Source organism: Janthinobacterium sp. BCJ23 (assembly GCF_059617945.1).
In genome coordinates, this window is the sequence record NZ_JCAQAW010000002.1 from 414,143 (window position 1) to 440,414 (window position 26,272).

General features: G+C 65.1%; 23 protein-coding genes. 2 read left to right on the plus strand and 21 right to left on the minus strand.

Going from position 1 to position 26,272, the window contains the following annotated elements; all coding sequences use genetic code 11:
- Positions 1–29: 29 nt before the first annotated feature.
- Genes AC54AG_RS07985 through AC54AG_RS08010 form a run of 6 tightly spaced genes read right to left on the minus strand, consistent with a single transcriptional unit; the run spans position 30 to position 5,647 of the window.
- Entirely contained in the window at positions 30–911 is an 882-nt protein-coding gene (locus AC54AG_RS07985) for an ABC transporter ATP-binding protein (RefSeq protein WP_496629963.1), read from the minus strand.
- Positions 908–2,173 (minus strand): MFS transporter, encoded by a 1,266-nt coding sequence (locus AC54AG_RS07990; protein WP_496629964.1) that lies wholly within the window; start codon positions 2,171–2,173, stop codon positions 908–910. The genes AC54AG_RS07985 and AC54AG_RS07990 overlap by 4 nt, the downstream gene beginning before the upstream one ends.
- On the minus strand, positions 2,166–2,930 hold the full coding sequence (locus AC54AG_RS07995) for an ABC transporter permease (RefSeq protein ID WP_496629965.1): 765 nt from the start codon (positions 2,928–2,930) through the stop codon (positions 2,166–2,168). The genes AC54AG_RS07990 and AC54AG_RS07995 overlap by 8 nt, the downstream gene beginning before the upstream one ends.
- Positions 2,927–3,763, minus strand: a complete 837-nt coding sequence (locus AC54AG_RS08000; protein WP_331776461.1) for an ABC transporter permease — start codon at positions 3,761–3,763, stop codon at positions 2,927–2,929. The genes AC54AG_RS07995 and AC54AG_RS08000 overlap by 4 nt, the downstream gene beginning before the upstream one ends.
- Positions 3,760–4,833: an ABC transporter substrate-binding protein gene (locus AC54AG_RS08005; protein ID WP_331776460.1), complete on the minus strand. Its 1,074-nt coding sequence runs from the start codon at positions 4,831–4,833 to the stop codon at positions 3,760–3,762. Before AC54AG_RS08005 ends, AC54AG_RS08000 begins: the two co-directional genes overlap by 4 nt.
- A gap of 22 nt (positions 4,834–4,855) precedes the next feature.
- Entirely contained in the window at positions 4,856–5,647 is a 792-nt protein-coding gene (locus AC54AG_RS08010) for a class II aldolase/adducin family protein (RefSeq protein ID WP_496629966.1), read from the minus strand.
- Positions 5,648–5,831: 184 nt separating this feature from the next.
- Here AC54AG_RS08010 and AC54AG_RS08015 point away from each other — a divergent pair, with 184 nt between their 5' ends.
- Positions 5,832–6,884 carry an ABC transporter substrate-binding protein gene (locus AC54AG_RS08015; RefSeq protein WP_331776459.1) on the plus strand — a complete coding sequence of 351 codons (1,053 nt, stop codon included), beginning with the start codon at positions 5,832–5,834 and terminating at the stop codon, positions 6,882–6,884.
- 80 nt (positions 6,885–6,964) lie between these two features.
- On the opposite strand, the gene AC54AG_RS08020 is transcribed toward AC54AG_RS08015, so the two are convergent.
- From AC54AG_RS08020 to AC54AG_RS08090, 15 genes are all read right to left on the minus strand, one after another.
- Entirely contained in the window at positions 6,965–9,337 is a 2,373-nt protein-coding gene (locus AC54AG_RS08020) for a TonB-dependent receptor (protein WP_331776458.1), read from the minus strand.
- Between the two features lie 221 nt (positions 9,338–9,558).
- Positions 9,559–10,713, minus strand: a complete 1,155-nt coding sequence (locus AC54AG_RS08025) for an LLM class flavin-dependent oxidoreductase (protein WP_034755824.1) — start codon at positions 10,711–10,713, stop codon at positions 9,559–9,561.
- Positions 10,714–10,741: 28 nt separating this feature from the next.
- Positions 10,742–11,821, minus strand: a complete 1,080-nt coding sequence (locus tag AC54AG_RS08030) for an LLM class flavin-dependent oxidoreductase (RefSeq protein WP_496629967.1) — start codon at positions 11,819–11,821, stop codon at positions 10,742–10,744.
- A gap of 234 nt (positions 11,822–12,055) precedes the next feature.
- The gene (locus tag AC54AG_RS08035; RefSeq protein WP_219328707.1) at positions 12,056–13,249 is read right to left on the minus strand and encodes a sigma-54 interaction domain-containing protein; all 1,194 of its coding nucleotides are present in this window, start codon (positions 13,247–13,249) and stop codon (positions 12,056–12,058) included.
- A 173-nt stretch (positions 13,250–13,422) separates the two neighbouring features.
- Entirely contained in the window at positions 13,423–14,727 is a 1,305-nt protein-coding gene (gene hmgA / locus AC54AG_RS08040) for a homogentisate 1,2-dioxygenase (RefSeq protein ID WP_496629968.1), read from the minus strand.
- Positions 14,724–14,909 carry a hypothetical protein gene (locus tag AC54AG_RS08045; protein WP_219328709.1) on the minus strand — a complete coding sequence of 62 codons (186 nt, stop codon included), beginning with the start codon at positions 14,907–14,909 and terminating at the stop codon, positions 14,724–14,726. The genes hmgA and AC54AG_RS08045 overlap by 4 nt, the downstream gene beginning before the upstream one ends.
- Positions 14,906–16,678, minus strand: coding sequence for an FAD-dependent oxidoreductase (locus AC54AG_RS08050; protein ID WP_496629969.1), 1,773 nt, complete (start codon positions 16,676–16,678; stop codon positions 14,906–14,908). The genes AC54AG_RS08045 and AC54AG_RS08050 overlap by 4 nt, the downstream gene beginning before the upstream one ends.
- Positions 16,679–16,694: 16 nt before the next feature.
- Positions 16,695–18,029 (minus strand): MFS transporter, encoded by a 1,335-nt coding sequence (locus tag AC54AG_RS08055; protein ID WP_496629970.1) that lies wholly within the window; start codon positions 18,027–18,029, stop codon positions 16,695–16,697.
- A gap of 175 nt (positions 18,030–18,204) precedes the next feature.
- Positions 18,205–19,023 (minus strand): helix-turn-helix domain-containing protein, encoded by an 819-nt coding sequence (locus tag AC54AG_RS08060; protein WP_034755811.1) that lies wholly within the window; start codon positions 19,021–19,023, stop codon positions 18,205–18,207.
- A gap of 10 nt (positions 19,024–19,033) precedes the next feature.
- On the minus strand, positions 19,034–19,543 hold the full coding sequence (msrA, locus tag AC54AG_RS08065; protein WP_034755806.1) for a peptide-methionine (S)-S-oxide reductase MsrA: 510 nt from the start codon (positions 19,541–19,543) through the stop codon (positions 19,034–19,036).
- A 60-nt stretch (positions 19,544–19,603) separates the two neighbouring features.
- Positions 19,604–20,947 carry an MBL fold metallo-hydrolase gene (locus tag AC54AG_RS08070; protein ID WP_496629971.1) on the minus strand — a complete coding sequence of 448 codons (1,344 nt, stop codon included), beginning with the start codon at positions 20,945–20,947 and terminating at the stop codon, positions 19,604–19,606.
- Positions 20,948–21,055: 108 nt separating this feature from the next.
- Positions 21,056–22,030 carry a porphobilinogen synthase gene (hemB, locus tag AC54AG_RS08075; protein WP_035819309.1) on the minus strand — a complete coding sequence of 325 codons (975 nt, stop codon included), beginning with the start codon at positions 22,028–22,030 and terminating at the stop codon, positions 21,056–21,058.
- A gap of 111 nt (positions 22,031–22,141) precedes the next feature.
- Positions 22,142–23,044: a VirK/YbjX family protein gene (locus AC54AG_RS08080; protein ID WP_496629972.1), complete on the minus strand. Its 903-nt coding sequence runs from the start codon at positions 23,042–23,044 to the stop codon at positions 22,142–22,144.
- Between the two features lie 175 nt (positions 23,045–23,219).
- Positions 23,220–24,572 (minus strand): sensor histidine kinase, encoded by a 1,353-nt coding sequence (locus tag AC54AG_RS08085; protein WP_496629973.1) that lies wholly within the window; start codon positions 24,570–24,572, stop codon positions 23,220–23,222.
- Entirely contained in the window at positions 24,565–25,251 is a 687-nt protein-coding gene (locus AC54AG_RS08090; RefSeq protein ID WP_034755791.1) for a winged helix-turn-helix domain-containing protein, read from the minus strand. The genes AC54AG_RS08085 and AC54AG_RS08090 overlap by 8 nt, the downstream gene beginning before the upstream one ends.
- 244 nt (positions 25,252–25,495) lie before the next feature.
- Here AC54AG_RS08090 and AC54AG_RS08095 point away from each other — a divergent pair, with 244 nt between their 5' ends.
- The gene (locus tag AC54AG_RS08095) at positions 25,496–26,272 is read left to right on the plus strand and encodes a DUF481 domain-containing protein (protein WP_034755788.1); all 777 of its coding nucleotides are present in this window, start codon (positions 25,496–25,498) and stop codon (positions 26,270–26,272) included.

A 26,272-nucleotide genomic window follows, 5' to 3' on the forward strand; every position in this document is an offset into this window, starting at 1 on the left:
CAGAGTGGGTGGACCAGTCAAAAAGGGAACTACAGCGCCATCCTGCGCGCCCATTCATTGCCATCCCACAAGCTGCTGGGGTGTTCTTCCTGCGCCACCGGCGCATGCGATTCGTCGAGGTCGCTGAAATCCGCATGCAAGCCATCGCGGATGGACACAAAACCGGGCGAACCGCGCTGGCGCGGGTGAGCCAGCGGCACGTCCTGCACCCGGCGCACCTTGCCGGGACGCGCATCGAGCACGACGATGCGGTCGGCCAGGTAGACGGCTTCATCGATGTCATGCGTGACCATCACCATGGTGATGCCCTCGTCCTGCCACAATCGGCGCAATTCCTGCTGCAAGCGCAAGCGCGTCAACGCGTCGAGCGCACCGAGCGGCTCGTCCAGCAGCAGCACGTCGGGCCGCCCCACCAGGGCGCGGGCGATGGCTGCCCGTTGCGACATGCCGCCCGATAACTGATGCGGATAGGCATCCGCATAGCCATCGAGGCCCACGCGCGCAATTTCCGCCGCCACGCGCGATGCGCGCTCGGCCAGCGGCACCTTGGTATTGCTGAAGGCCACGGCCACGTTCTGCTGCACCGTCAGCCAGGGAAACAGGCGGTGATCCTGGAACACGAGGCCCCGGTGCAGATCCGTGCCACGGATCGGCACGCCATCGTGCAGCAGCAAGCCCGTGTAATCCGTATCCAGGCCCGCCAGCAGGCGCAGCAAGGTGGACTTGCCGCAACCGGACGCGCCCACGATGGCGACGAATTCGCCCGGGGCGATGGTCAGCGAAATATCGTCGAGCACGGGCAGCGGCGCACCTTTCAGCGAAAACGACTTGCTCACGTGCTGCACTTGCAAGCCGCCGCTCAGATGCTGCTGTTGCGGCGACAAGGCCGAGGGGGAAACAAAATCATTCATGGCGCACTCTCTGCGGTGGGGGCGAGGGAAGGAATGGCGGCGGGCGGCGCCCGGCGCAGCCAGCGGCTGCCGTGGAAAACCAGCCAGGCGGCCAGCCACGGAGCCAGCCAGATCAGGAACACATTGCGCAAGCCCGTCAGGTCGGCCAGGCGGCCCGCAGCCAGCGCGCCAGCCGTGCCGCCCACCATACCGAACAGGGTCAAGTGGGCCGAGACCCTGGCCTTGTCGACGGGCGCGCGGGCGATATTGTCCGTGTTGACGAGGTTATTCACGCCCAAGCCCAGGCCCAGCAGTATGGAGGCCGCCAGGTAGGCAATGCTGTTCGGCCACAGACCGAGGATCAGCAAGGCGGCCATGATGGCCAGGTGCGCACCGCCATACATTTGCTCGCGGTAGCGGCTGGCCAGCACGAAGCGCCCCAGGAACAGCAGCACGAGCACGCAGCTCAAGCCCTGCACGGCCATCAGCCAGACGGAGTGATGCGCAGGCCAGTGCAGCACGCGGATGGCCAGCAAGATGGAAAACACGCCCACGCTGGAGGCCGTAAAGCTGGCGAGAATTTCGAACAGGTACGTCACGCGCACAACAGGCAGGCGCAGCAGTTCGCGCAGGCTGGCCGCGCCGGGCAACAAGGCCTGGCCTTCCAGCTTGCGCGGTGCTGTATTGTCAGGCAACACTTGCCAGCCCAGCACGGCCAGGATGGCGAACATCAGGGCGGAAATGAAGAAGCCCGCCTTCAGCCCCAGCTGCGCGATCAGGTAGTTGCCGCACAAGGGTCCGAGGAACTGCATGCCCAGGATCAATGTGCCCTTGTACCAGCCCGCCTTGCCCTGCCCCAATTCCGGCAAGCGCACGAGAAACACGGTGCTCATGGCTACAATGCGCAGCGAGATGCACAGGCCAACCAAGAACATCAGCAAGGCCACCCATTGCCAGCCGGGCAGCCACGGCAGCACGCAGAAGGCCAGTGCCAGGCTCAGGCTCACACCCGCGTACAAATGCTTGGGGTTGCCGCGTGACAAGATATAGCCGGCAGGAATGGTACCGAGCGCCATGGCCAGGGTTTCCGCGCTGCTGATCGCAGCCAGCTGGAAATTGCTCACGTGCAGATGTAACCCCAGCAAGGTGGCCAGCACCTTGTTCATGCCGATGGTCACGCCCGACAGCAGGGTCAAGCCGATGAAGCGCAGCAAGAAGGCGCGCAGCTCGTCTTCGCGCGCGCTGGCGGCCGCGTCTGGCTGGAATGGCAACGATTCACTCACTGCTGCGCCCCTTCACCAGCAAACGCGCGAGGCGCGCAAACGCCACGTTCATCGCTTGCGCCAGCAAGGCGATCACGAGCACGGCTAGCAGGACGACGTCCACGCGGCCCGACACTTCGCCGTTGAGCAGCAAGGAACCCATGCCGGGGCCAGCCGAAAACAGCAGTTCGCCGCCCAGGCAAGCGAGCCAGGCAAACGCCAGCGCATGCGTAACGCCCGTGACGATGGCCGGCATGGCGCCCGGCAGCAAAATCTGGCGCAGGGTCTGCCAGCGCGTCAGGGTCAGCACCTGCCCCACTTCGCGCAAGCGCCCTTCCACCTGCCGCATGCCCGCATACGTGTTGAGCACGGTCGGGTAAAAGGCGGCGATGGCGATCACCAGCAGCTTGGCGCCATCGCCATTGCCTACCCACAAGCCCAGCAAGGGGATCAGGCCCAGCAGCGGGACTTGGCGGATGCTGTGGAACAGCGGGCCGATCAGCCGGTCCGCCAGCGGCGACTGCGCCATCAGCGCGCCCGTGACGATGCCGGCGCTGCCGCCCAACAGCAGGCCGGCCAACGTCCTGCCCAGGCTGGCGCGCAAATGCACCCACAGTTCGCCCGTCAAGACCAGATCGCGCAAGCTGTGCGCCAGGTCACCCAAGGAGACAAAAATGTAGGCGGCCGCCGCACCCTGGCCGGACGCCCATTGCCAGGCGCCCAGCAAGGCCAGCGGCAGCAGCGCGCCCTTGATGATCAGTACTAAACGCTGCTTCATTTGGACTCTCCACCGCGTTTCCAGCGCATCAGCCACACTTCCAGCGCGTGGCAGAGCCGGTCCAGGCCAAAGCCGATCACGCCCGTCAGCACCACGCCCACCATCACTACGTCGAGGCGGAACATTTGCCGGCCCATTTCCATCATCTGGCCCAGGCCGCTGTCGGCGGCCAGCAATTCCGCGCCCACCAGCACCATCCACGAGCGCGACAGGGCGATGCGCATGCCCGTCAGCGCGGCCGGCACGATGGCGGGCAAGACGATCAGGCGGATGCGCTGCCAGCGCGAGAAGCAATACACTTGCGCCACTTCAAAATAGCGCGCAGACAGGTTGCGGATGGCGTCATGCACGGCCAGCGCGACGATAAAGAAGCTGGCCTTGGCGACGATAAACACCTTGAAGCTCTCGCCTATGCCGAACAGCAAGATAAACAGGGGGATCAGGGCCACCGTGGGCAGCTGGCGCAAGACATTGAAGGTGGGGTCGACATAGCTGCGCAAACCAGGCGACAAGCCCAGCACCACGCCAAACGCCAGGCCCGCGCTGGCGCCCAGGCCGAAACCGGCCAGCAGGCGGAACAGGCTGATACCCAGGTGCTGGCCCAGTTCGCCGCTCTCGGCCAGGTCGCGCGCTGTCAGCAGCACTTGCCATGGCGACATCAAGATGTGCGCAGGCATCCATTCGAAGGTGGTGGCGGCCGTCCACAGCAGCAGCAAGACCAGCGGCGATGCCCACACGGACCAGGGCGAGCGCACGAAGCGCCGCAGCCAGGGAACAGAAGCCGCACACGTTGGCGCAGTGGCGCGCGGCAAGGCGATAGTCAAGGAAGTCATGGCGCCCAGTAAGTTTGCAATTTTAGCTGCGCCAGCGCCTGGTTGACGAACTGGGGCGCGAACAGGCTGTCGACCTGCAGGGGCCGCGCTATCAGCCCCGCGCTCTTCGCATACGCCGCCTCGCCCACGTAATGCTGGCGCAGGCTGGCCGTAAACAACGGCGACCAGCGCGCCTGCCACGGCGTATGGTCGCCCGCCAGTTCGCGCCGCACCACGCTTTCCACCTGGCCCGCAGCCGCCTCGGTGCGCACATACTCATCTTCGCCGCCCGCGCCGGCGGCCCGGTGGTGCTCGTGCACATAGGCCGTCACCACGAGCTGGGCCAGCTGCGGATAGCGTTGCAGGAAACCGCTGTCGGCCCACAGCTCGGCGCGCATCTTCCAGTCCTGCGGCGGCGCCTTGCTGGCCCAGATGATCTTGCCGACCTTTTTATCTTCGAGCAAAAAGGCGTCGCTGAGGGTGAAGAAGGCGTCGGCGCCACCCGTGGCCACGGCCGCCGCGCCCGCCTGCGGATTGAGGTTGAGAATCTTGACGTCGCGCAGGGTCATGCCATTGGCTTCCAGCAGGCGCGCGAACGGGTATTCCCACGGCCGGCCACGATGCAGGGCGATCTTCTTGCCCTTCAAGTCCTTGATCGACTTGGCCGTGGAGCCGTTCGGCACCACCAGATAGGTATTGTTGGCGCTGCCGCCGGGCAAGATCAGCCGCGTCTGCAAGCCCGAGGCATTGGCGATAATCGATGGCAGATCGCCATACTGGGCCAGGTCGATCGAATGGTTGGCAAACGCTTCGTTGACTTGCGTCGCCACGGAATTGGTCGTGACGGGCACCCATTCCAGCTTCACACCCAGCTTGCCCAGCTCGGCCGCCAGCCAGCCTTGGGATGCCACCTGGGCGGCCGAGCCGGCAAACACGGTCTTACCGGACGGCGCCGTACGGGCCACGACGGCGATGCGCACGGCGGCCGGCAACGGCGCGGCGGCAGCCGCGATCGTTGGCGCCAGCAAGCTGGCCACCACGGCGGTAGCGAGTACCTTGCGCCAGCGCAAACGTAAGAAGTTCAATGACATCGGGGGCCTGTTCTTGAAAGGGTTACACCAGGTCGGTGGCGGGCAATAACGACAAGGCGCGCGCCGTGTCGATCAGCTTGCTCATCTTCCATTGCTGCAGCAGCACGCCGGGACCGAAATCGCGCGAACCGCCGATGGCTTCGGCCGCGATCTGTATCTGCGCGCCTTCTTCCAGCAGCAGGATGAATTCGGCCAGCTTCAGCAAGCCCTGCTTGCCCCACACGGTGGCGCCGCCGTTCGCCTCCAGGATGGCAGTGGCATGCGTATTGCGCGCGATTTCGCCGAGGATGAAATCGACTTCCGGCTGGCGGCGGTCGATATAGATGGGAATTTCGCGGATCAGCTGAAAGCGCTGCACGGGCACGTAGCGGATCGGCAACGTGCGGTGCGTCTGCGCCCACGCGCCCAAGGACGGCGAGTGGACGTGCGAGATAGACGTGACCTCGGGCCGTTCGCGGAACAGTTTTAAGTAACGCGCGCCGCCGTTGTTCGCGTCACCCACGATCACCGTGCCATCGAGCGCCAGCACGGCCGCCTTCAATGGCTGGCCGCGGCGGAACGGGCCCGGATCGTTGACCACCACGACCTTGTCGCCGCCAGGGGTGCGCTCGACAAAGCCCACCGTGCCGTTGGCCGTCAGGCTGCCAGTCTCGCGCAAGCCATCGAAGGCGATCTGCGCATCGCGCCGCACCTGCTCGACGAAGGCCAGTTCGGCCGCCGTCAACTCCTGTGCCTGTACTTGTTGTGCTTCCGCTTGTGCCACATCCGTCATGTCATGCTCCATTTGCTTGGGGTTGGAATACGGGTCAGTCATGCCTCTACTTTTGCAAGACGCGTGCCAGCGCCAGGGCCGGGGAAATGGTGGAGCGCTGCTGCCTGCGCAACAGCCGCTGCTGGCGTGGCAGCAGTGGCGTGCGCACGCGCTGTCGGCAAGCCAGCAAGCGGCGCGGGCACGTTTCCTGCACGGCTCAAGGCTTCACCCACCACCAAGGAATCCCATGACTACCGCACCATCTTCCGCTGTCGATACCGTCTGGTTCACCCGCTGCCCCGTGCCCACGGCCACGGGCCTGGCCTACAAACTGGGTTGGCTGGACGAAGAATTCGCCCGCGACGGCATCACCTTGAAAACCCTGCAGGAAGTGGGCGGCGAACTGGCGCGCCACCATTACGACCACGGCCTGTCCACGCTCGTGCGCGAAGGCGGCAACCTGCTGGCCCTGCCCGCGCGCGCGCAAGGGGCGCCCACGCGCCTGATCGGCCTGACGTGGATCGATGAATGGCAAGCCATCCTCGTGCGCCCCGGTTCCGGCATCACGACGCCGGCGCAGCTGCAGGGCAAGCGTCTGGCGCTGCCCGTCTTCCGCGCCGAGGACTTGCGCGAAAACCGGCGCGGGCGCAGCATCGCGCGCGGCATGAGCCTGGCCGGCTACAAGGGCGTGCTGGCGTCGACCGGCCTCACGCTCGATGATGTACGGCTGGTGGAAGTGGGAGCCGACGCCCAGGCATCGGCCAATCTGGGCGCGGGACTGTGGCAAGGCATCGCGCCGCTGCTGCGCGGCGAAGTCGATGCCGTCTACGTGAAAGGCGCGGCGGCGGCCGAGGCGGCCCGCGCGGCGGGACTGGAAGTGGGGATCGACATCGACGCCCTGCCGGACCGGCGCTTCCGCGTGAACAACGGCACGCCGCGCCCGATCACCGTACATGAAACCATGCTGGAACAGCATTTCGAGCTGGTCGTGCGCTTTTTGACGCAGACGCTGCGCGCCGCGCACTGGGCCCGCAGCCACCAGGCCGACGTGCTGGCCATCCTGCAGGGCGAAACGCGGGCCGGCGCCGGCGCCGTGGCCGAAGCTTATCGGGACGGTTTTCATCTGACCCTGGCGCCCGACCTGTCCGATGAAAAGGTGGCGCTGTTCCGCCAGCAGAAGGATTTTCAGCTGCAGCACGGTTTTCTTGACCGCGACGTGGATATCGAGAGTTGGATCGACCGGCGGCCGCTGGAGGAAGCGCAGCGGCGGCTGGAGGCGCTGCTGAGGGTGGCGGCCTAGTTTGGTGTTGTCGGCTTACACTGCGCTAAGCCGACCTACCGCTGCGCCAGGCCGGCCATTTTTACATCAATCAATCGCCATCAGAACTGGATCGTGTAGGACGCCCCCACCGTGCGGCCCTGGCCGATGATGACGGTGTCGCCGTTGACGGCGCCCGGCACGAAGCTGGTCAAGGTGTGGTTGCGGTAGACCTTGTCGGCCAGGTTGTTCGCATACGCCGTGATGCGGTGCTTGCCGCCCGGGAGCACATACGACAGGCGCGCATTGGCCAGCGCGAAGCCGCCCTGGTTCAGCAGGTCGCGCGCGGCGTTTTGCGGGTCGACATAATAGTACTGCTTCGACGTGTAGCGTACGTCGCCGCTGAAGACCAGCTGCGCGCCATTGCCCAGCGGGTAGCGGTAATCGGCCGCCAGCAAGGCCGTCACGTGGGGCGAGCGCACGAATTCATTGCCGGAGCGGTCGCCGCCATTGTTCTGGATGGCGAAATCGTCGAATTCCGTGCGCAGCAGGCCGATATTGGCGTTGATGTGCAAGTTGTCCGTCGGCTGCGCCTCGATCTCGAATTCCGCGCCATTCACGTGGGCCTTGCGCACGTTCTGCAGGTAATTGACGCTTTGCGTGGGGTCGCCGTTGTACACGCCCGTGATATTGACCTGCACGTTCTTGTAGTCATAGTGAAAAACGTTGGCGTTGAAATTCAAACGCCCGTCCAGCCATTCCGACTTGATGCCCGCCTCGAACGAGTTCAGGGTTTCCGGCTTGACCGTGTTCAGGGCCCTCACGTCCGTGGCGCTCGTGTTGTAGCCGCCCGACTTGATGCCGTGTGCGTATTTCAGGTAGCCGCGCAAGGTGCGGCTGAAGCGGTATTCGGGTGTCACGTCGTAGGTCAGCGCGTTCCACGTGGTCGAAGGATTCGACGTGAAGTTATTGTTGGCCACCGAGGCGGCTGCGTAATTGCCGCCGCGGACCGTGTTCCACCAGCTGGCCGCATCGCCAAACGTCACCGTGTTCGATGCGGCCTGCACGCGCTGCAAGTCCAGGTCCTTGGTTTCCGTCGTCCAGCGCAAGCCGAACGTGGACAGGAACTGTTCGCTGAAGTTGACGGTCGTGCTGCCGAAGATGGCCGCGCTGCGCGCCTTGTGCTGGTAGATGGTGCGGTTGTAGCCGACAGGCTGGGTGCTGCCCGCCAGCGCCGGCACGGTGCCGTTGGGCAGGCGCGCGCCGGCCGAATCGGAATCGATCTTTTCATTGAAGTAGAACAGGCCCGCCACCCAGCTCACGGCGCCGTTTTGCGGCGACGTCAGGCGCAGCTCCTGCGACACTTGCCGGCTGCTGGCCTTCGAGCGGCTGCGGCCCACTTCCAGCGGCGTGTTGTCGCTGTCGCCCGTCGCTTCGTTCCTGAAATTTTCATAGCCGGTGATCGACGTCAATGTCAGCTCGCCCAGCGCATATTCCAGGTTCAGCTGCGCGCCGCCCTGTTTCACGTCGCTGTCGGCCGGTGCGTTCGTGCTCACGTCATCGGGACTGGTGCTGGGGATGTAGCCATTGCGGTACACGCCATTGGCGCCATAGCTGGCCACCGTCGTCGTGGCGCCCTTGGTCGTGTAGTCGCGGTAATGCAGGTTCAGGTTCGCCGTCAGGTCGCGCCCGATCAGGGCCTTGAGCTGGCCGCGGATGGCGCTGTCCTTGAGTTTTCCATCGCGCTCGCCCGTAAACTGGTTGTGGAAGCGGCCCTTGTCCTGCTGCTCCGTGTGGAAAGACAAACGCCCCGCCAGCACCTCGTCGACCAGCGCGCCGCCAATGGCGCCTTCGGCCAGCTTGGTGTCGTAGCTGCTGTAGTCAAGCTTGGCGTAGCCACTGGACTTGAACGAAGGCTTGCGCGAAATGACGTTGATGGCGCCGCCCGTCGTGTTCTTGCCCCACAAGGTGCCTTGCGGGCCGCGCAGCACTTCCACCCGGTCCAGGTCGAACAGGGGAAAGCCCGTGGCGCTGGAATTGCTGATGTAGACGTCGTCGAGGTAAAAGCCGACGGGATTCGGGAAATCGATCTGCTGCTGGCCCGCGCCGACGCCGCGTATCCACCAGCGGGGGCGGCCATGCTGCTGCGTGCCGGCCGAGGCGTTCGGCACGTAGTTGAGGATTTCGCTGGCCGAGCGGCCGATGCCCGTGTCGAGCAGCTCCTTGCCACCGAGGACTGTGATCGCGCTCGGCACCTTCTGCGCCGATTCCTCGCGCTTCTGCGCGGTCACCGTCACCGATTGCAGGGAGGCGCCCTCGCCCCCGCCGTTCGCGTCGGCCGCGGCAATGGCATCGGCGCCGGGCGCTTCGGCATGGGCCATGCTGGAAGCGAGCATCAGGCCGCCGATGGCGAAGGCCGAGCGCAGCGCGCGGCGCACCGGCGTCAAATGAAAGGGGAAAGAAGAAACGGCGGCGGGGGCAGTCGAACGGCGCATGGGTAATTATCCTTGAGTAAAGTCAAAACGCGAGATGGTGATGACCTGTATTGCAAGGCGCATGCCCGCTGCCGCAGCGCAGCAAAATCGTGCTCAAGTGATTGATTTCAAAGGAAGACTATCATCATGATAGTGCTGTTGATTTGGCAGCAGCGGCGCTGCCGCGTGCTGCCTGCGCGACAGCAGGCGGTGACGCTGCTGTCGCGCCAACAGGGAAAGGATCAGGCAGCGCGCAAGAGTGCCGACGTGTGTCCGCGCACGAGCGGCAGCACTTCCTCGCCCACCCGGTACGCTTCTTCCAGGTGCGGCGTGCTGGCCAGGATGAAGGCGTCGGCACCCAGCTGCACCAGTTCGTCGAGGCGTTCGGCCACCTGCTGGTAGCTGCCGACGATGCCCTGCGTCTGCCCGCCGCGCAGCAAGTTGAAGCCGGACCAGATGTTCGGCGCCGTGATCAAGTCCTTATAGCTGTTCAGGGTCGTCGGGCGGTTGCCCCGCTGGCGCGCCGCGCCCACGGAATCGCCGCCATCGGCGCCGAGGAACTGGCGCAGGGTGGCGGGGTCCACGGCGTCAAAACCCTTGCGCACTTCGTCCCACGCTTCTTCTTCCGTGGCGCGGGCCACGATGTCGACGCGCACGGCGCATTTGATCTTGCGGCCCAAGAGCGCCGTCTTTTCATGCACGCGGGCGAATTTCTCGCGCAGCTGCTCGAACGGTTCCAGCCACGTCAGGTAGTAATCGGCATGCTTGGAAGCGGAACCGAGGGCCGCGTCGGATGAGCCGGAAAAATAAATCTCGGGGAAATCCTGCTCCGACAGCGGTGTGGCCAGGCCCGCGTCTTCCACCTGATAGAACTTGCCCTGGTAGGAAAACGGCCCGCCGCGCCACACGCCGCGCACCACGTCGAGAAATTCCGTCGTGCGCGTGTAGCGGTCGTCGTGACCGGCCGAATCGCCCCACCACAGCTGCGCCGGACCGCCTCCGCCCGTGATCACGTTGTACAGGGCGCGGCCGCCCGTAGCCCGCTGCAGGCTGGCCGTCATGCGCGCGGCCACCACGGGATTCAAAAAACCGGGCTGGAACGGGATCATGAAGCGGAAGGTGCTCGTCTCGCGCGCCAGCAGCGCGGAAATGGCCCACGGTTCATCCGTCATGGGGAAAGACGGAATCAAACCGCCCTGGAAGCCCGACAGCTCGGCCGCGCGGGCGATCTCCGCCAGATAGTCGATATACGTAAAACCGTCGGCGCCGCCGCCACCGAGGCCGGCCTGGCGCAGGTTGTCATTGCCGGGAAACCAGTCGCCGCGAAACGGCGTGCGGGCGCGGTGCGAACTCGGTTCGCCATGCGTGGGGATGCGCCAGAAAAAATCGATTGCCATGTAGTGGTACTCCTTCAAATTAGGGGATTCAGGCCGCTTGCCGTTGCGTGTTCAAAGCCACCCGCACCAGCGGCAGCACGTGTTCGCCGATACGGTAGGCTTCCTCGAAATGGGGGATGGCGGCCAGCACGAAGCTAGAGATTCCCGCCTGCGCGTAGGCCTCGAGCGCAGCGCTGACCTGTGCATAGCTGCCGACCAGGGCGCCACGGGCGCCCGTCTGCGCTTGCGCAAAGCCTGGCCAGAAGGCTGCGGCACCGGCATCGAATGGCGCATCGTCAGGCAGTCCTGCCCCGCTGCGGTAGCGGCGCGCGTCGCGCAGCGCTTCCTCGAACGTTTCACGGGCCAGCACGTCGATGCGCACACCCGCCGCCACCGTGCGGCCCAGCTGGCGCGCCTGCGCTTGCAGACTGGCGATGGAAGGCTGCAGGGCCTCCACGGGCGCCGCATCGAACACGTGCACGTCGGCCTGGCGCGCCGACAGGGCCAGCGCCTCCGACGACTCACCGGTCAAATAGATGGTGTTAACGGGGTGGTTCGCCAGCGGCCCCTTGAAGCCGCCGTCCTGCACCTCGAAGAACTTGCCCTTGAAGCTGAACGGTGATGTGCTTTGCACGCCGCGCGCCACCGTGATGAATTCATCGATGCGGGGCAGAATATCGGCGTCCGGCACGGTATCGCCCTGGCGCCGGCGCGCTGCCGCATCGCCGCCGTGACCGATCTGCCAGGCAAGGCGCCCGCCCGTAAAGCGCTGGAAGCTAACGGCATTCTTCGCCGCATACACGGCCGAACCCCAGGCCGCGTCGAATTCTGCGATCAGTTTCAGGTGGCGCGTGCTGCGGGCCAGGTAGCCAGCGACGATCCAGCTTTCATCGCCCTGCGTATCGTGGCGTATCTGGATGCCATCGAAGCCCGAAAGATCGGCCGCGCGGGCGATCTGGTGCAGGTAATCGAAATAATTGAAGGGCGGACGCACGCCGCGCGGGTCACTCACGCCCGCCTGTAAGGGACTGGGCGCGCCAGCGGCTCGCTCGCCCCGGCGAGAAATGCCGGGCGCCGCGTAACGGCCATCGCCGCTGGTGGGCAATTGCCAGATGAATTCGATGGTCATGCATGGACTCCTGTCGTGGGTCAAAGAAAAGGTCGCGGCGCATCGTGCGTGGCGATCTGCCCTTCCCTCCTCGCAGAAAACATGCCATGCGCTGGCTACCCATCGGCGCCCGAAACTGCTGCTTGCGCAGCAATCGGCTGCAGCCACGGCAGCAATGTGTTGCGCGCGCAGCAGCCATGAAAAAAGCCGGAGCCGCATCACTGCGGGTCCGGCTCCGGGAAGTCCATCGAGCGCCTAGTCGATGGCGCCCGCCTTTTTCAAAAAGGTGCGCAAGATGTTGCGGCTCAGGTTCAAGTGCCTGGCCGTGCGTACCTGGTTGCGCTCGTTGCGCTCCCACGCGGCGCGCACCAGTTCCTGCTGCATGGCTTCGAACTCCACGGCTTCGCCCGAGTCGAGCAAGGCTTGCCAGGCGCGGGCAAAACGCTCGGCGGCCAACAAGTCGTCCTGGCCGGCCGCGCCATGGGCCGCATACGCGATATCGGCGCCGCCGGCCCACGCATCTGGAACAGGTACAGAGACAGGTGCGGCGGCAGGCGCGCGGTGCCAGCCAGACAAACTCAAGTCCTCGTCCCGCACGACGCCGCTGCGGCAGACGAGCAGCGCGCGGTGGATGACATTTTCCAGTTCGCGGATATTGCCCGGCCATGGATAAGCGAGCAAGGCCTGCTGCGCATCGGGGCCCAGTTCCACCTCGCCCAGGTGCAATCGCTGCGCATAGATGGCCATAAAATGGCGCGTCAGCGGCATGATGTCGCCCGGACGCTCGCGCAAGGGGCGCAGCGGCAGGCCGATCACCTGCAGCCGGTAATACAGGTCTTCGCGGAAGCGCCCTGCCCGCACGGCTTCGGCCAGGTCCACGTTGGTGGCCGCGATCAGGCGCACGTCGATGGGGATGGCGCGCCGCGCGCCCAGGCGCACCACTTCGCGCTCCTGCAGCACGCGCAGCAGCTTGACCTGCATCGCCAGCGGCAAGTCGCCGATTTCATCGAGGAACAGGGTGCCCCCGCTGGCCGTCTCGAACCAGCCCGGCTTGCCCTGCTGCGCGCCCGTAAACGCGCCTTTTTCATAGCCAAACAGCTCGCTCTCGACGAGGGTTTCGGAAAACGCGCCGCAGTTGATCGCCACAAAGGTCTGTTCGGCGCGCCCGCTCAAGCCGTGCACGTGGCGCGCGATCAGTTCTTTTCCCGTCCCTGTTTCGCCTGTGATCAGCACCGTCGCCTCGCTGGGCGCGATGCGCTCGATCAGTTCGTGCAGCTGGCGCGAACGAGGATCGGCAAAGACAAAGGCCGTGGCGCGCACCAGCAAGCTCATTTGCTGCGGGTCGCGGAAGGCGACCAGCGCCTCGCTGTCGCCGTCATCGCCGGCGCCACGGGCAAGGTGGGCGCTGCGCGCGAAATCGCTGCTGAAATTGTGGGCTAAGAGTTCCATGGGCCGACTATACCGCGCTCCATCTCCCGGCGTGAACGAATGGTGCCGCGCTAGCTTATCCGGATTTTGCATATGCGGGGCGTGGGCCCGAACCTTGCTGCGGCAAAGGCGCGGCAATGTGGCCTGCCCGGCAACCCGCACACGCTGGCGCGGGCCGCTTGACCGCCGTTTGACTATGCCTGGTCCGGATCGAAATGCTTGCGCAAGCCTTGCCAGCACTCGAAATAGTCATTCTGCAGCAGTTCGCCGTTCAAGGCGAATGGCGTCGGCTTGAGGATGGTGCGCGTCTCGAACATGAAGGCCATGGTATCGGCCACCTTCACGGGCGCGCTCGTGTCGCTGTGCGAGGCCTTTTCAAACGTCTGCGCATCGGGGCCATGGCCGGACATGCAGTTGTGCAGGCTGGCCCCGCCCGGCACAAAACCGGCCGCCTTGGCGTCATAGACGCCGTGGATCAGCCCCATGAATTCGCTGGCTACGTTGCGGTGGAACCAGGGCGGCCGGAACGTATGTTCGGCCGCCAGCCAGCGCGGCGGGAAGATGGCGAAATCGATGGCGCCCAGCAGCGGATTTTCGCTCGGTGCCTGCAGCACGAGGAAGATCGACGGGTCGGGATGGTCGTAGCTGATCGAACCGATGACGTTAAACCGGCGCAAATCGTATTTGTAGGGCGCGTAATTGCCATGCCAGGCCACCACGTCCAGCGGCGAATGGTCGAGCGTTGTGCGCCACAGATGGCCGCCGAACTTGGCCAGCAATTCGCATTCTCCGTCGATATCTTCATAAGCCGCGTGCGGCGTGAGGAAGTCGCGGCTGTTGGCCAGGCCGTTCGAGCCGATGGGCCCCATGTCGGGCAGGCGGAAGGCCGTGCCGAAGTTTTCGCACACATAGCCGCGCGCGGTGCCGTCCGGAAGGGTCACGCGGAAACGCACGCCGCGCGGGATCACGGCGATTTCCTGCGGTTCCAGCTCGATCAAGCCCAGTTCCGTGGCGATCGCCAGCCGGCCTTCCTGTGGCACGACCAGCAATTCGCCATCGGCCGAGTAAAAGAAACGCTGCATGGAGCGGTTGGCCGCATACACGTGGACGGCGCAGCCGCTCATCGTTTCGGCGCTGCCATTGCCGGCCATCGTTTGCCAGCCGTCGATGAAGTCCGTTGGCGTCGCGCTGTCGGGCAGCGGCAGCGGATCCCAGCGCAGCTGGTTGGGTGGCGTGGGCGGCATCGCATGGAAATCGCTGACGATGCGGGTGTTTTCCACCAAGGTGAATGGCGGATGCTGGCTGGCGGGACGGATGCGGTACAGCCACGAGCGCCGGTTCTGCGCGCGCGGCGCAGTGAAGGCCGTGCCCGACAATTGCTCCGCGTACAGGCCCAGTGGTGCCCGCTGCGGCGAATTCTGCCCCTGTGGCAAGGCGCCGGGTACGGCTTCCGTGGCAAATTCGTTGCCGAAGCCGCTCTGGTAGCCGGCGCCTATCATGCCGGCTCCGCCAGGCCATCGGCCGCGTCGCGCAGCAAGCCTTGCACCACGTCGGCATTGCCGATGGCGCCCATGGCCAGCAAGGCAAAGCGTGCCAGGAACAGGGGTGAGCGCTGTTCGCCCAGGCCACCCATGGTGTGGCATAGCTCGGTGTAAAGATTGTCCAGTTCGATGTCGGTCATGCTATCTCCTTAATAACTTTTACTGACCCGCTGCGCAAAGTGCTGGGGTCAGACCCGGCGGGGGTGCACGCCCCAATGGGGCGCGTACCGCTCCCGAAGGGACTGACCCCGGATTTAGCCAGCGCTGCTGCCACCTGCTCCGCCTGCACTTGCCGCCAGCGCCCCAGCACATGCCCATCCGGCCGCACGAGGTAAAAACTGCCTGGCAAGGCATCGAACAGCGGGAATACCTGCGCCGTGTGGTCCCACGCGTCCCCTTGCGCCCCGCTGCGGGCGATCGCCACGGTCGTCAACGGCAATGTATCGCCCAGCGCCAGCAATTCCGCAGGCACGCAGCCATCGTCGCTGAAGTACAGCCCCGTGAAATCGCCATCAGTGCGGTTCACCAGATCGGTAATATACCCCGCTTTCTGCCCGCCGTTGTGCAGCAGCGCCAGCGGACACTCGGGCAAGACCGTGCCCGGTGCGGGACCGGCGGCAAACGTCGCACTATCTGGCGTATTCAAGGCCGACTGCGCATACGCGATGGCGCTCGTCTGGCGCGGGTTGATCAAGGAGCGCACGTGCGCGTGCTTGCCCGCCAGCCCCAGCACGGCCGTGCGCATGAGATCGAAGGCGAACGTGGGCGGCGCCATGAATTCCGTGCTTTTGGTGCCGTGGCGCAGGTTTTCATGAGCGGCGTACACGCGCTCATCCGAATAGCTGTCCAGCAAGGCATGCGGTGCCTGGCCCCTGACCACGTAGGCGAGCTTCCAGGCCAGGTTATCCGCATCGTCGATGCCGGAGTTCGCTCCGCGCACGCCGAAGATGGGCACCAGATGGGCCGCATCGCCTGCGAACAGCACGGGGCCGTGCCGGTATTTTTCCAGCGTCAATGCGTTGGCTCTATAGATGGTGATCCACACGGGATGCCAAGGCTTTTTCTCCCCCATCATGGCCAGCAGGCTGTCGACACGGGGCGCCACGTTTTCCAGCAGCACGGCCGCCTGCGCATCCTCGTCGTCGCGCAACTGGTAGTCGATGCGCCAGATATCGTCGGGCTGCTTGTGCACCAGCACGGTGGAGCCAGGATTCGACGGCGGATCGAAATACGCGAGGCGCTCCGTCGGGCGGTCGCTCTTCAGGTGGATATCGACGATCACATAGCGCCCTTCATAGCTGGTGCCCTGCAATTTCAAGCCCAGCGCCTCGCGCACGACACTGCGCCCGCCATCGGCCGCCACCAGCCAGTCCGTGTCGATCCGGTAAGTGTCGTCAGGCGTGGCCACCGTGACCGTGGCGCCATTGGCGCGCCGATCCACGCCAGTGACCCGCGTTTGCCAGCGGATATCGATCAGTTCAGGCTGGCGTTCGGCCGCATCGAGCAGGAATTGCTCGATATGGTATTGCGCCAGGTTGACCATGGGCGGCAGCTTCTGGTTCGCGTCTTGCGGCATCGTGAAGTGCAGCACTTCCTCGTCGCGGTAAAAACTGCGCCCACCGGCCCACGGCAATCCTTTGCTGATAAAGCCGTCGAGCGCGCCCAGGCGTTCGATGATTTCCAGGCTGCGCCGCGAGATGCAGATGGCGCGGCTGCCCGTGCAGACGCCATCGTCCGCTTCGATCAGCACGCTGCGTACGCCGTGGCGGGCCAGGCCTAGGGCCGTAGCCAGGCCGACGGGGCCGCCGCCGACGATCAGGACAGGGACGTGCTGGATGCCAGTGCCCGCCGGCTTGCCGGGCGGATACACCTTCGGCACATGGGGATAAGGGTGGAACATGTCGCTCATGATAGGTCCTCTTCAATCAAGATTGTTCTTTGCCGCCACGGGCGATGGGCAGGGTCAGCACGATGGCCGCGCCCGCCACCAGCAGCACGCTGGCGTACAGCAAGCCCGTGGCAAAGCTGTGCGTGAAATCCTTCAGCCAGCCCACGACGACGGGATTCAGGGCCGAGCCGATATTGCCCGTCGCATTGATGACGGCGATGCCGATGGCGCGCGCCCCCAGGCTCAGGGCACGGTCCGGCGTGGTCCAGAAGACGGACATGGCCGTGTACGCGCCCGTCGATGCCATGCATACGCCCAGCAACTGCACGATGGGATTGGCCGAATACGCCGTGAAGAGCCAGCCGGCGGCCGACAGCAGCATGGGCCAGACGATGTGCCAGCGGCGTTCCTGCAAGCGGTCCGAGCGGCGGCCCCAGGCAATCATGCCGATGACGGTGCATACTTGCGGAATGGCGGCCAGCAGACCGATCTGCGTGTTGCTGGCATTGCTGTTAAAACTTTTCACGATCAGCGGTGTCCACACGGCCACCATGGCCAAAGTATTCACCAGGCAAAAATAAGCGACGCCGAATTTCAATACCGTGGGCGACAGCATTTCCGCCAGCACCGAGGTGTTCTGCCGCAGCGCCACCGGTTTGTGCTCGGCCGCCAGCATGCGCTCCAGCACCTGCTGTTCCAGCTTGCTCAGCCAGTTCGCCCTGTTGGGCGAGTCGTCGAGGTAACCATACACGGCCAGCCCCAGGAATACGGATGGCATGCCTTCGAGCAAGAACAGCCATTGCCAGCCCTTCAAGCCCCAGTGACCGTCGAGCCCCAGGATCAGGCCCGACAAGGCCGAACCGATGGCGGCCGTGACGGGCATGGCGATCATGAACAGGGCATTGGCGCGCGCCCGGTAGGCGCTGGGAAACCAGTACGTCAGGTACAGCAGCATGCCGGGCAGAAAGCCAGCCTCCGTCACGCCCACTAAAAAGCGCAGCGCATACAGGCTGACAGGGCCGCTGGCGAACAGGGTCGCCGTCGAGGCCAGCCCCCACGCGATCATCATGCTGCCTATCCATTTACGCGCGCCGATGCGGGCCAGCACGATGTTGCTGGGGATGCTGCAGGCGATATAGGCGATGTAAAACAGGGTGGTGGCAAAGCCGAACTGGGTGCCGGACAAACCCAGGTCCTGCATCATGGTCAGGCCGGCAAAGCCGATATTGATGCGGTCCAGAAAGGAAAACACGAACAGCAGGAACAGAAATCCCAGCAGGTGGCGCGATACCTTGCGCATCACCTGCTGTTCCAGTTGATTGGCGGCCACGTCAGGAACGGGCGCGGTGGCGGCGGGGGTGGCGATGGTCATGCTTGTCTCCATAAGGTGTCGCCCTCCCCTTGTTATTGTTCTTGGGTGAGAGCGGCCGGGTGATCCCGGCTTGAAACACAGTATGCAGACGGCGATGCCGCCGGTTGTCCCCATTTTGGGGACATTTTGCGGCCAAAACAGTCAGAAAGGCGGAGCCATTGCTACGTCCAAGGAACTAGACAGGCGCTGGCGCCATGCACAGGGCGAACAACTGGCGCTGGCTGGAAATGCCCAGGCGCTTATAGGCGCGCTTCTGGTAAGTCGTCACGCTGGACGGTTGCACGCCCATGATCTCGGCGATTTCCACGGCCGTGAGGCCTTCAAGCACGCAGCGCAATACGTCCAGTTCGCGCTTGCTCAAGGCGGGGCAATGCTGGCGCAGCCTTGCCAGCATCATGGGCGCGACGCCCTGCGTATTCTGGCCGTTCAGGCTGTAATGGTGCTTGACGGCATGGGCAAACAGCGGCGACAGGGTTTCGATGCCGGCTACTTCACCGGCCTGGAACTGGCCCTGGCTGCTGTCGCGATAGAAATTGACGGATAGCCAGATATCGCCGGCCGGCTGCACCAGCAGGGATAGCCGGTCCGAGACATTCGGTTTTTGGTAGCAGGCGGCGCGGTAGCCGGGATGGTCGATCTCGTCGCTGGCCTGCTGGTGCAGCACGATGGCGGGATCGATTTTCCGTCCCGGCGCCGGCGCGATCACGCGCTGGTTGCCATCGAGCGCGTAGTAATGGCGCGCGTAGCTGTCGGCAATATCTTGCAGGAAACGTCCGCCGCGCCGGTCGGCCACGGCGACAGTGCGTGGCCGGTTGCCGAATTCATAGGCAAAGATCGTGCACTGGGCAATCGGCGCGACCGTGCTGACCGTCTTCAGGATGGCCCCGGCGACGGCATTCACGTCGGCATGGCCAATGGCAGCCATCAGCTCCAGGGTACGCCCGAAGTCCAGCTGCCCTTCCCCCTGCCGCCGCTCGACGCGCCAGTAACGCATATCTGCGTCCTTACTGCCCGCGCTGCGGCAACACCCAGTCCGGCCGGATGTAATGGCAGGTGTAGCCGTGCGGCAAGCGCTGCAGATAATCCTGGTGCTCGGGTTCCGCTTCCCAGAACGGGCCGGCCGGCGCCACTTCCGTCACCACCTTGCCGGGCCACAGGCCGGAGGCGTCGACGTCGCGGATGGTGTCTTCGGCCACCTTTTTCTGCTCGTCGCTCGTGTAATAGATGGCTGAGCGGTAGCTGGTGCCGCGGTCATTGCCCTGGCGGTTTTCCGTGCTGGGATCGTGGATCTGGAAGAAGAATTCCAGGATCTTGCGGTAGCTGATGGTGTTCGGGTCGAAAATGATCTCGATCGCTTCCGCATGCGTGCCATGGTTGCGGTAGGTGGCGTTGGCCACGTCGCCGCCGCTGTAGCCCACACGCGTGGCGATCACGCCCGGATAGCGGCGCAGCAAGTCTTGCATGCCCCAGAAGCAACCGCCGGCCAGGATTGCCGTTTCATTGTCTTGTGCCATGGTCTCTTTCCCGTTCTATCTAGTCAGAAGCAGCTATCTTACCCTGTCACGCGACTTTCTTCAGCGGGCCAGCAAGCGCTTGAGCTGCGCCGCCTGGTAGGCGCCGATGGCGTCGTTGAACAGGCAGCGGATCAGCGGGTCGTCGACGATGTCGGCTTCCGCCAGCTCCGCCCGCGCTTCGGCATCGAAAGGGCCATCGTTGATGCGCATGTACATCGACGTCAGCGATTCACCGAGCACCAGCGCCGCATGGCATTTCACCAGCGGCACCTCGGTGGTCCAGCCGGGCGCCTCGTCCGTCTCCGGTACGAGGTCGATCAAGTCGCCGTGCGTGCGGTAATGCATGACGGTGGCCGCACCGTCATGGCCGTACAGCGACAATCGCCACAAACGCGGTTGCTGGAAGTAGCTGTCCTCGGGCAGTTCCATGTCACGGTAGCGTTCAAGCAAACCGTGGCGGCAGAAATCGAATACCAGCGCTGCGTCGGCATCGCTCAAGGGCGCGAAACGGCGCGCGATGTCCGCCGTGGCGGGCGGCGGCGCCTCGGGGCGGTAGTCGAAATCCACGTCTTGCGGCCCCACGGGTACCACCCAGGGCAAGGGTTCAGCGCTGCTCACGCCGTGTGCGTCGAGCAGCACGGCCGTCGATGGATCGAGGCGGAAGATGTGCGCCTCGGGCAGCGCGGCGCCGATTTCATCGGCAAAGCGGCGGTAGGTAATCGGGAACATCGCGTGGTTGTACCAGGACCAGTCTTCCTGCACGAACTGGCAAGAGCTGGGCACGATGTACCGTGGCGCCAGCGCGCGCAGCTGCGGCACCCAGTCGTCGGGAAGCTCGACGGGGCCAGGCTGCGCTTGCGACGGCGCGATGACGGCGATCTCGCGCATGGTCTGGAATGGCCACAGCACCATGTCCCACGGCGCAAAGGCGGCCAGCTGTTCAAGCGTCTCGGGGCCGATCCAGGAATCGACAACGTTCAGCACGTTCAGCCCGTCCGCGCGCACCTGGAACAGCGAGTCGACATCGTCATCGAGCGCGCGGCGCGGAATCACCTCGATGGCACCCACCTGCACGGGCACGTCCACGTGCAGGCGCCGCACCTGTGTAAAACCCAGCGCGCGCAGCATCGCGAACAGTTCGTCGAATACGCAGTACAGGTAGATGGGCGTGGCGCGGTCGAGCACATCGAGGCTGTCGAGCGAGCAATGGTCGTCGTGGAAGTGCGAGATGAAGACGGCATCCCAGCGCAGCCGGCGCACGGCGTCCAGGTCGAAGCGCACGGACGGAAACGCGTGGCAGTTGCGGCTGAACGGATTTTCGACGATGGGATCGAAGGCGATGGCCGTGCCTTCGCATTCGAAGACATAGCCGGCGTGCAGGATGCGGGAGATTTTCAGGGGCATGGGAGGCGGGGAATGCAGAAAGAACCCCAACAGCGTAAATGCTGGGGTCAGACCCGCCGGGTCTGACCCCGGAATTTGCTTTCGGGGTGAGAAAAACGCCGGGAATGCTCAGTACGGATTATTCAGCACATCCATCGCAAAATACGTAAAGATCATGTCCGCGCCCGCGCGCTTGATGGCGCCCAGGGTTTCCTGCACCACGCGGCGCTCGTCGATGGCACCGGCTTGCGCGGCGAACTTGATCATCGCGTATTCTCCGCTGACCTGGTAGGCGCCGATCGGCAAGCGCGTCACTTCGCGCAGGTCGCGGATGATGTCCAGGTAGGCGCCTGCCGGTTTGACCATCAGCGCATCGGCGCCTTCGGCTTCGTCGATCAGGGACTCGCGCACGGCTTCGCGGCGGTTCATCGGGTCCATCTGGTAGGTCTTGCGGTCGCCCTTCAGGGTGCTGCCGGCCGCGTCGCGGAACGGGCCGTACAGGCCCGAGGCGAACTTGGTCGAATACGCCATCACGGGCGTGTCGTGGAAGCCGGCCGCGTCTAGCGCGCTGCGAATGGCCGCCACCTGGCCATCCATGGCGGCCGATGGGGCAATGATGTCGGCGCCCGCTTGGGCCGCGATGACGGCTTGCTTGCCCAGGTTGAGCACCGTGCTGTCATTGTCGACCGTGTCGCCATGCAGGATGCCGCAATGGCCGTGGTCCGTGTATTCGCAGAAGCAGGTGTCGGACATCACCACCATTTCCGGCACGGCGTCCTTGATGATGCGCGACATGCGCGCCACCAGGCCGTCCGGGTTCAGGGTGTCCGTGCCGTGGCTATCCTTGTGGTGCGAAATGCCAAAGGTCATGACGGAGCGCAGGCCGGCGCGCGCGTAGCGCTCCACTTCCTGCGCCAGTTTCGCTTCAGGAATGCGGCGCACGCCGGGCATGGACTTGATGTCGATGAAATCGCTGCTGCCTTCGTCGACGAAGATCGGCAGGACCAGGTCGCGCGGATTGATCTCGGTTTCGCGGAACAGCTCGCGCAGTTGCGGGGTCGCGCGCAGGCGGCGCATGCGCGAAGTGGGGAATTGTGCTGGCATGGGGTGACTGGCTTCAGGTTAACAACGCCGATAAGTATACGCCGATCGCGCCGCTTGCGCCGGACCGCCCGGCAAAAAAGCCGCACAGGTCAAAAAACCCGCCCCGCGCCGTCATTGCGCGTGCAGCAGGGCCGCCACTTGCCAGCGCATGTCGGCCGCCAGTTGCACCAGCATGGCGCCGCGCCGGCGCGCATCCGCCCGCTTTTTCGACGGCACCAGGGCCAGGTCCGGCATCCGGCAGGGCCCGCACGGCAGGCGGAAATTGCCGTCGCTGGCGGGCTGCGCATGCAGTTCACGCCACGCCAGGTCGTAGTCGCACGAGATATGGCGGCGCCGGCGCCAGTTCAGCGCGATGCGGTTGGCGTTGCTGACCAGTTCCAGGTGGCCGCAGCCGAAGAAATCACCGAAGTCGCGCAAGGCGGCCACCATCAGGTTTTTCGGCCGGCAGCCATGCAGCGCCCGCGTGGCCTCTTTCACCGCCTGCGCGCCAGCGGGGGAACGCAAGCCCTGCAAGGCGCCCAGCTGGATGACGGCGCCGCCTGGCTGGGGGTGGAACAGGAAACTGGCCAGGTACAGCGGCACGCCGTCGCGTGTCAGGCGCAGGCACAGTTCCCCTTCGCGGTGGCTGTCGCGGATGGCCGTCAATTTCAGGCGGTAGGTGGCGCCATCCTTGCCTTCGATGGCGGCCAGCACCAGCGCGCGCCGAGCCGCGTATTCCACCAGCGGCCGCGCGCCCGCCTGCCACAGGAAGCGGTAATGCCCGCGCAGCAGGTCCACCCGCGCCGCGCAGCCGAAATGGCGGTTGGCGTAGGGACGATAGATCTTGTACAGCAGGCTGGGATGGGCTTGCGCCAGCGCCGGCAGTCCCGGCGTCGCGGCGATGAACGCTTGCCAGCGCGCGCGCTGCCGGGGAAAGACGATGGCCCCCAGCGCGGCCTTGATGCGGTGGCCATGCTGGCGCAGTGGCGCCTGCTGTGGCGCGGCGTTGTCGCCGGTGGCGGTAAAAGTACGCATGCGAACGGCTCTATGACGGGTCTGATGAACGGGACACGGCGACGGCCGCAGGCAGCCCGGAACAGGCGGCTGCACGCTGGCAGCCGCTCCACGCCGGGTAGAGCGGATGATAGGGGGAGGTGAAAATGAAGGGGGTTACAAGTTGGTAATGTGCCGATACGCCACGCTGGCCATGCTAGCGCAGCAGCCGCAATTGCAGCCGCAAGCCCGGCGCCGCATCCTCGATCTCCAGGTTGCCCCCGTGCAGCGCCGCGATGGCCGCGACGATGGACAGGCCCAGGCCATTGCCAGGCAGGTGGCGGCTCTTGTCCAGGCGATAGAAGCGCTGCGTCAGTTTTGGCAGTTCTTCCTTTGGTACACCGGGGCCGTTGTCGCGCACGGCCAGCCAGCAGCCGCGCTCATCGCTGCCGGCCGACACTTCCACCGTGGCGCCCGGCCCCGCATATTTGATGGCGTTGTCGACCAGGCTGGCCAGCGCGCTGCCCAGCAGGTTGCGGTCGCCGCGCGCCGGCACGCCCTCGCCATACATCTGTACCAGCAGCACCTCCTGCTCGTCGGCCGTGGCCTCGTACATTTCCACGATATCGGCGCCGATCTGGTGCAGGTCGATATCGTCGAAATTCTCGGGACGCATGCCCGATTCGGCCGCGGCGATCTGCAGCAGCTTGTCGAACACGCGCGTGAGGTCGTCGATGTCGTCGATGGCCGCCTGCGCCGCGCTCTCGTAGCCAGCCACGCCCTGCTGCTGGCGCAAGGCGCCATCGAGCTTGTTGCGGATGCGGCCCAGCGGCGTGCGCAGGTCGTGCGCGATGGCGTTCGACACGTGGCGCACGCCTTCCATCAGGTGTTCGATACGGTCGAGCATGCGGTTGATGTCGCGGCTCAGCAAGCCGAATTCATCTTCGCTGAAGACGGGAATGCGCCGGCTCAGGTCACCCGCCTCGATTTCGCCCGCCGTGCGGCGAATCTGCCCGATGCGCGCCTCGAGCTGGCGGCGGAACAGCCAGGCCCCGGCCACCACGAGAAGGATGGCTGCCCCGCCGCCATAGGCCAGCGAGCGCAGCACGAGGGCGCGGATCGACCTGCCCTCCTCCATGTCGCGCCCGACGAACAGGCGCGCGCCGCCATCGAGGTCGCGGATCAGCATGCGCGCGGGCACCCTGCGCCCTTCGCGCGTGACGTCGCGGTGCAGCAGGTGGCCCACGGGGCTGCCCACGTCGGGCCAGGACGTCAGATTGCCCGCCACGCGGCGGCCATCGGCATCCACCAGCAAAAAAATCTCCGTGTCGCTGTCGGTGCGGTCAGTCAACAAATGGGCGATTTCCGCCGTCGTGCGACTGCTGCCGCCCTGTTCGTACAGCGCGGCGAGGCGCTCCGAGAGCAGGGCCAGCTTGCGGTCCACGCTGCGATCGAGCACGCCGATGGTGCCGAAATAGAACACGGCGCAGACGATGCTGATCGACACGACCACCAGCACGCCATAGCCGAGCGCCAGGCGGGCCGCGATCGAACGGTGCAAGTTACGCACTGTCGATCACGCCCAGGGTATAGCCGACGCCGCGCACCGTGTGGATCAGCGGCGGCGAAAATTCCTTGTCCACCTTGGTGCGCAAGCGGCTCACCTGCACGTCGATGACGTTCGTCTGCGGGTCGAAATGGTAGTCCCACACGGCTTCGAGCAGCATGGCGCGCGTGACGGACTGGCCCTGGTGGCGCATCAGGTATTCGAGCAAGCGGAATTCGCGCGGCTGCAGAGCGATCTGCCGGTTGGCGCGCGTCACGCGCATGGTGCGCATGTCGAGCACCAGGTCGGCCACCTGCAGCTGCGTCGATTCGGGTACGGGCGCGGCGCGGCGCAGCAGCGCCTCGATGCGCGCCAGCAGTTCGTCGATGGCGAACGGTTTTGACAGGTAATCGTCGCCGCCGCTGCGCAAGCCGCGCACGCGCTCGTCGACGCTGGACAGGGCCGACAGCACCAGCACAGGCGTGTTGCGGCCCATGCCGCGCAGGCGCGCGACGATGGCCAGGCCATCGATCTCGCCGGGCAGCAGGCGGTCGAGCACCAGCGCATCCCAGTCTTCGCCGCAGGCCAGGCGCATGCCGTCGATGCCATTGTCGCATGCGGTAACGTCGTGGCCCGCCTCGCGCAGGCCGGCACAGATATAGCGGGAAGTTTCGGCTTCGTCTTCGATGACCAGGCAGCGCACGGGAATTCCTTGTAAAGATCAGGCAGCAAATAGGCGCAGCATACGCCAGGCGCGCGCCACTTGCCAGCCCCGCCGCGTGCGACGCGCGATCACAGGGTCGGGTACAATACAGCCTCGACAATGTTTGGCCGCGCCCGCGCGCGCATTTTTTATCGGCGCCTCCCGGCTTGCCGCGGCCTGCAAACCATCACTGCCACTAACGAACATCAGGCGCGCCTGGCGCGCGCCACAAACCGATACAGCCATGAAATCGACCCACTCTCTCGCACTGGCGCTGGCCATGGCCATCACTTGCGGCAGCGCCGCCGCAGCAGATACCAAACAAAGCATGCTGTTCGATGAAATCCCCATCGGCAGCTGGAGCACTTCCGCCGAACTGGGCGCCATCACCACCTCGGGAAACACGGTCGGCACTTCCGTCACGGGCAAGATCGACGCGCGCCAGGAACTCGATGACTGGAGCAACCAGTACATCTTCAGCGGCTATTTCAAGGAAGACGAAACGACGAATGACGATGGCGAGAAAGTGCGCGAACGCTCGGCCGAACGCTTTTCCGCCTCCGCCAAGGCGGCCTACAAGCTGATGGCCGACCATGAAAAGCTGTTCGTGCTGGCCTCGCACGTGAACGACAAGTTCGGCGCCTACACCAAGTACTCGACCCTGGCCGTCGGTCATGGCTCGCGCTGGTACCAGTCGACAGACAAAAGCGTCGACGTGGAATTCGGTCCTGGCTATTTCAGCGGCACCAACGACGCGGGTGAGTCGGAACACGGCCTGACGGTGCGCGGTGCGGCCGCAATGAAGTGGAAGATCAGCCAGTCGGCCATGTTCACGCAGACGGTCAGCGTGGAACGGGGCACCTCGAACACCCACTCGATCGCCGAAACGGCCCTCAGCACGAAAATCAACGGCACCATGCAGATGAAGGCCGCCTTCAGCGCCCGCAACGACACGCGCGTGCCGGACGACAAGAAGAACACGGATACGCAAACCTCGCTGACCCTGGTCTACTCGTTCTGA

Bases quoted from the DNA above. Each gene is read 5' to 3' on its own strand.
- AC54AG_RS07985 (WP_496629963.1), bottom strand. From the start codon at position 911: ATGAATGATTTTGTTTCCCCCTCGGCCTTGTCGCCGCAACAGCAGCAT.
- AC54AG_RS07995 (WP_496629965.1), bottom strand. From the start codon at position 2,930: ATGAAGCAGCGTTTAGTACTGATCATCAAGGGCGCGCTGCTGCCGCTG.
- AC54AG_RS08000 (WP_331776461.1), bottom strand. From the start codon at position 3,763: ATGACTTCCTTGACTATCGCCTTGCCGCGCGCCACTGCGCCAACGTGT.
- AC54AG_RS08005 (WP_331776460.1), bottom strand. From the start codon at position 4,833: ATGTCATTGAACTTCTTACGTTTGCGCTGGCGCAAGGTACTCGCTACC.
- AC54AG_RS08010 (WP_496629966.1), bottom strand. From the start codon at position 5,647: ATGACTGACCCGTATTCCAACCCCAAGCAAATGGAGCATGACATGACG.
- AC54AG_RS08015 (WP_331776459.1), top strand. From the start codon at position 5,832: ATGACTACCGCACCATCTTCCGCTGTCGATACCGTCTGGTTCACCCGC.
- AC54AG_RS08020 (WP_331776458.1), bottom strand. From the start codon at position 9,337: ATGCGCCGTTCGACTGCCCCCGCCGCCGTTTCTTCTTTCCCCTTTCAT.
- AC54AG_RS08025 (WP_034755824.1), bottom strand. From the start codon at position 10,713: ATGGCAATCGATTTTTTCTGGCGCATCCCCACGCATGGCGAACCGAGT.
- AC54AG_RS08030 (WP_496629967.1), bottom strand. From the start codon at position 11,821: ATGACCATCGAATTCATCTGGCAATTGCCCACCAGCGGCGATGGCCGT.
- AC54AG_RS08035 (WP_219328707.1), bottom strand. From the start codon at position 13,249: ATGGAACTCTTAGCCCACAATTTCAGCAGCGATTTCGCGCGCAGCGCC.
- hmgA (WP_496629968.1), bottom strand. From the start codon at position 14,727: ATGATAGGCGCCGGCTACCAGAGCGGCTTCGGCAACGAATTTGCCACG.
- AC54AG_RS08045 (WP_219328709.1), bottom strand. From the start codon at position 14,909: ATGACCGACATCGAACTGGACAATCTTTACACCGAGCTATGCCACACC.
- AC54AG_RS08050 (WP_496629969.1), bottom strand. From the start codon at position 16,678: ATGAGCGACATGTTCCACCCTTATCCCCATGTGCCGAAGGTGTATCCG.
- AC54AG_RS08055 (WP_496629970.1), bottom strand. From the start codon at position 18,029: ATGACCATCGCCACCCCCGCCGCCACCGCGCCCGTTCCTGACGTGGCC.
- AC54AG_RS08060 (WP_034755811.1), bottom strand. From the start codon at position 19,023: ATGCGTTACTGGCGCGTCGAGCGGCGGCAGGGGGAAGGGCAGCTGGAC.
- msrA (WP_034755806.1), bottom strand. From the start codon at position 19,543: ATGGCACAAGACAATGAAACGGCAATCCTGGCCGGCGGTTGCTTCTGG.
- AC54AG_RS08070 (WP_496629971.1), bottom strand. From the start codon at position 20,947: ATGCCCCTGAAAATCTCCCGCATCCTGCACGCCGGCTATGTCTTCGAA.
- hemB (WP_035819309.1), bottom strand. From the start codon at position 22,030: ATGCCAGCACAATTCCCCACTTCGCGCATGCGCCGCCTGCGCGCGACC.
- AC54AG_RS08080 (WP_496629972.1), bottom strand. From the start codon at position 23,044: ATGCGTACTTTTACCGCCACCGGCGACAACGCCGCGCCACAGCAGGCG.
- AC54AG_RS08095 (WP_034755788.1), top strand. From the start codon at position 25,496: ATGAAATCGACCCACTCTCTCGCACTGGCGCTGGCCATGGCCATCACT.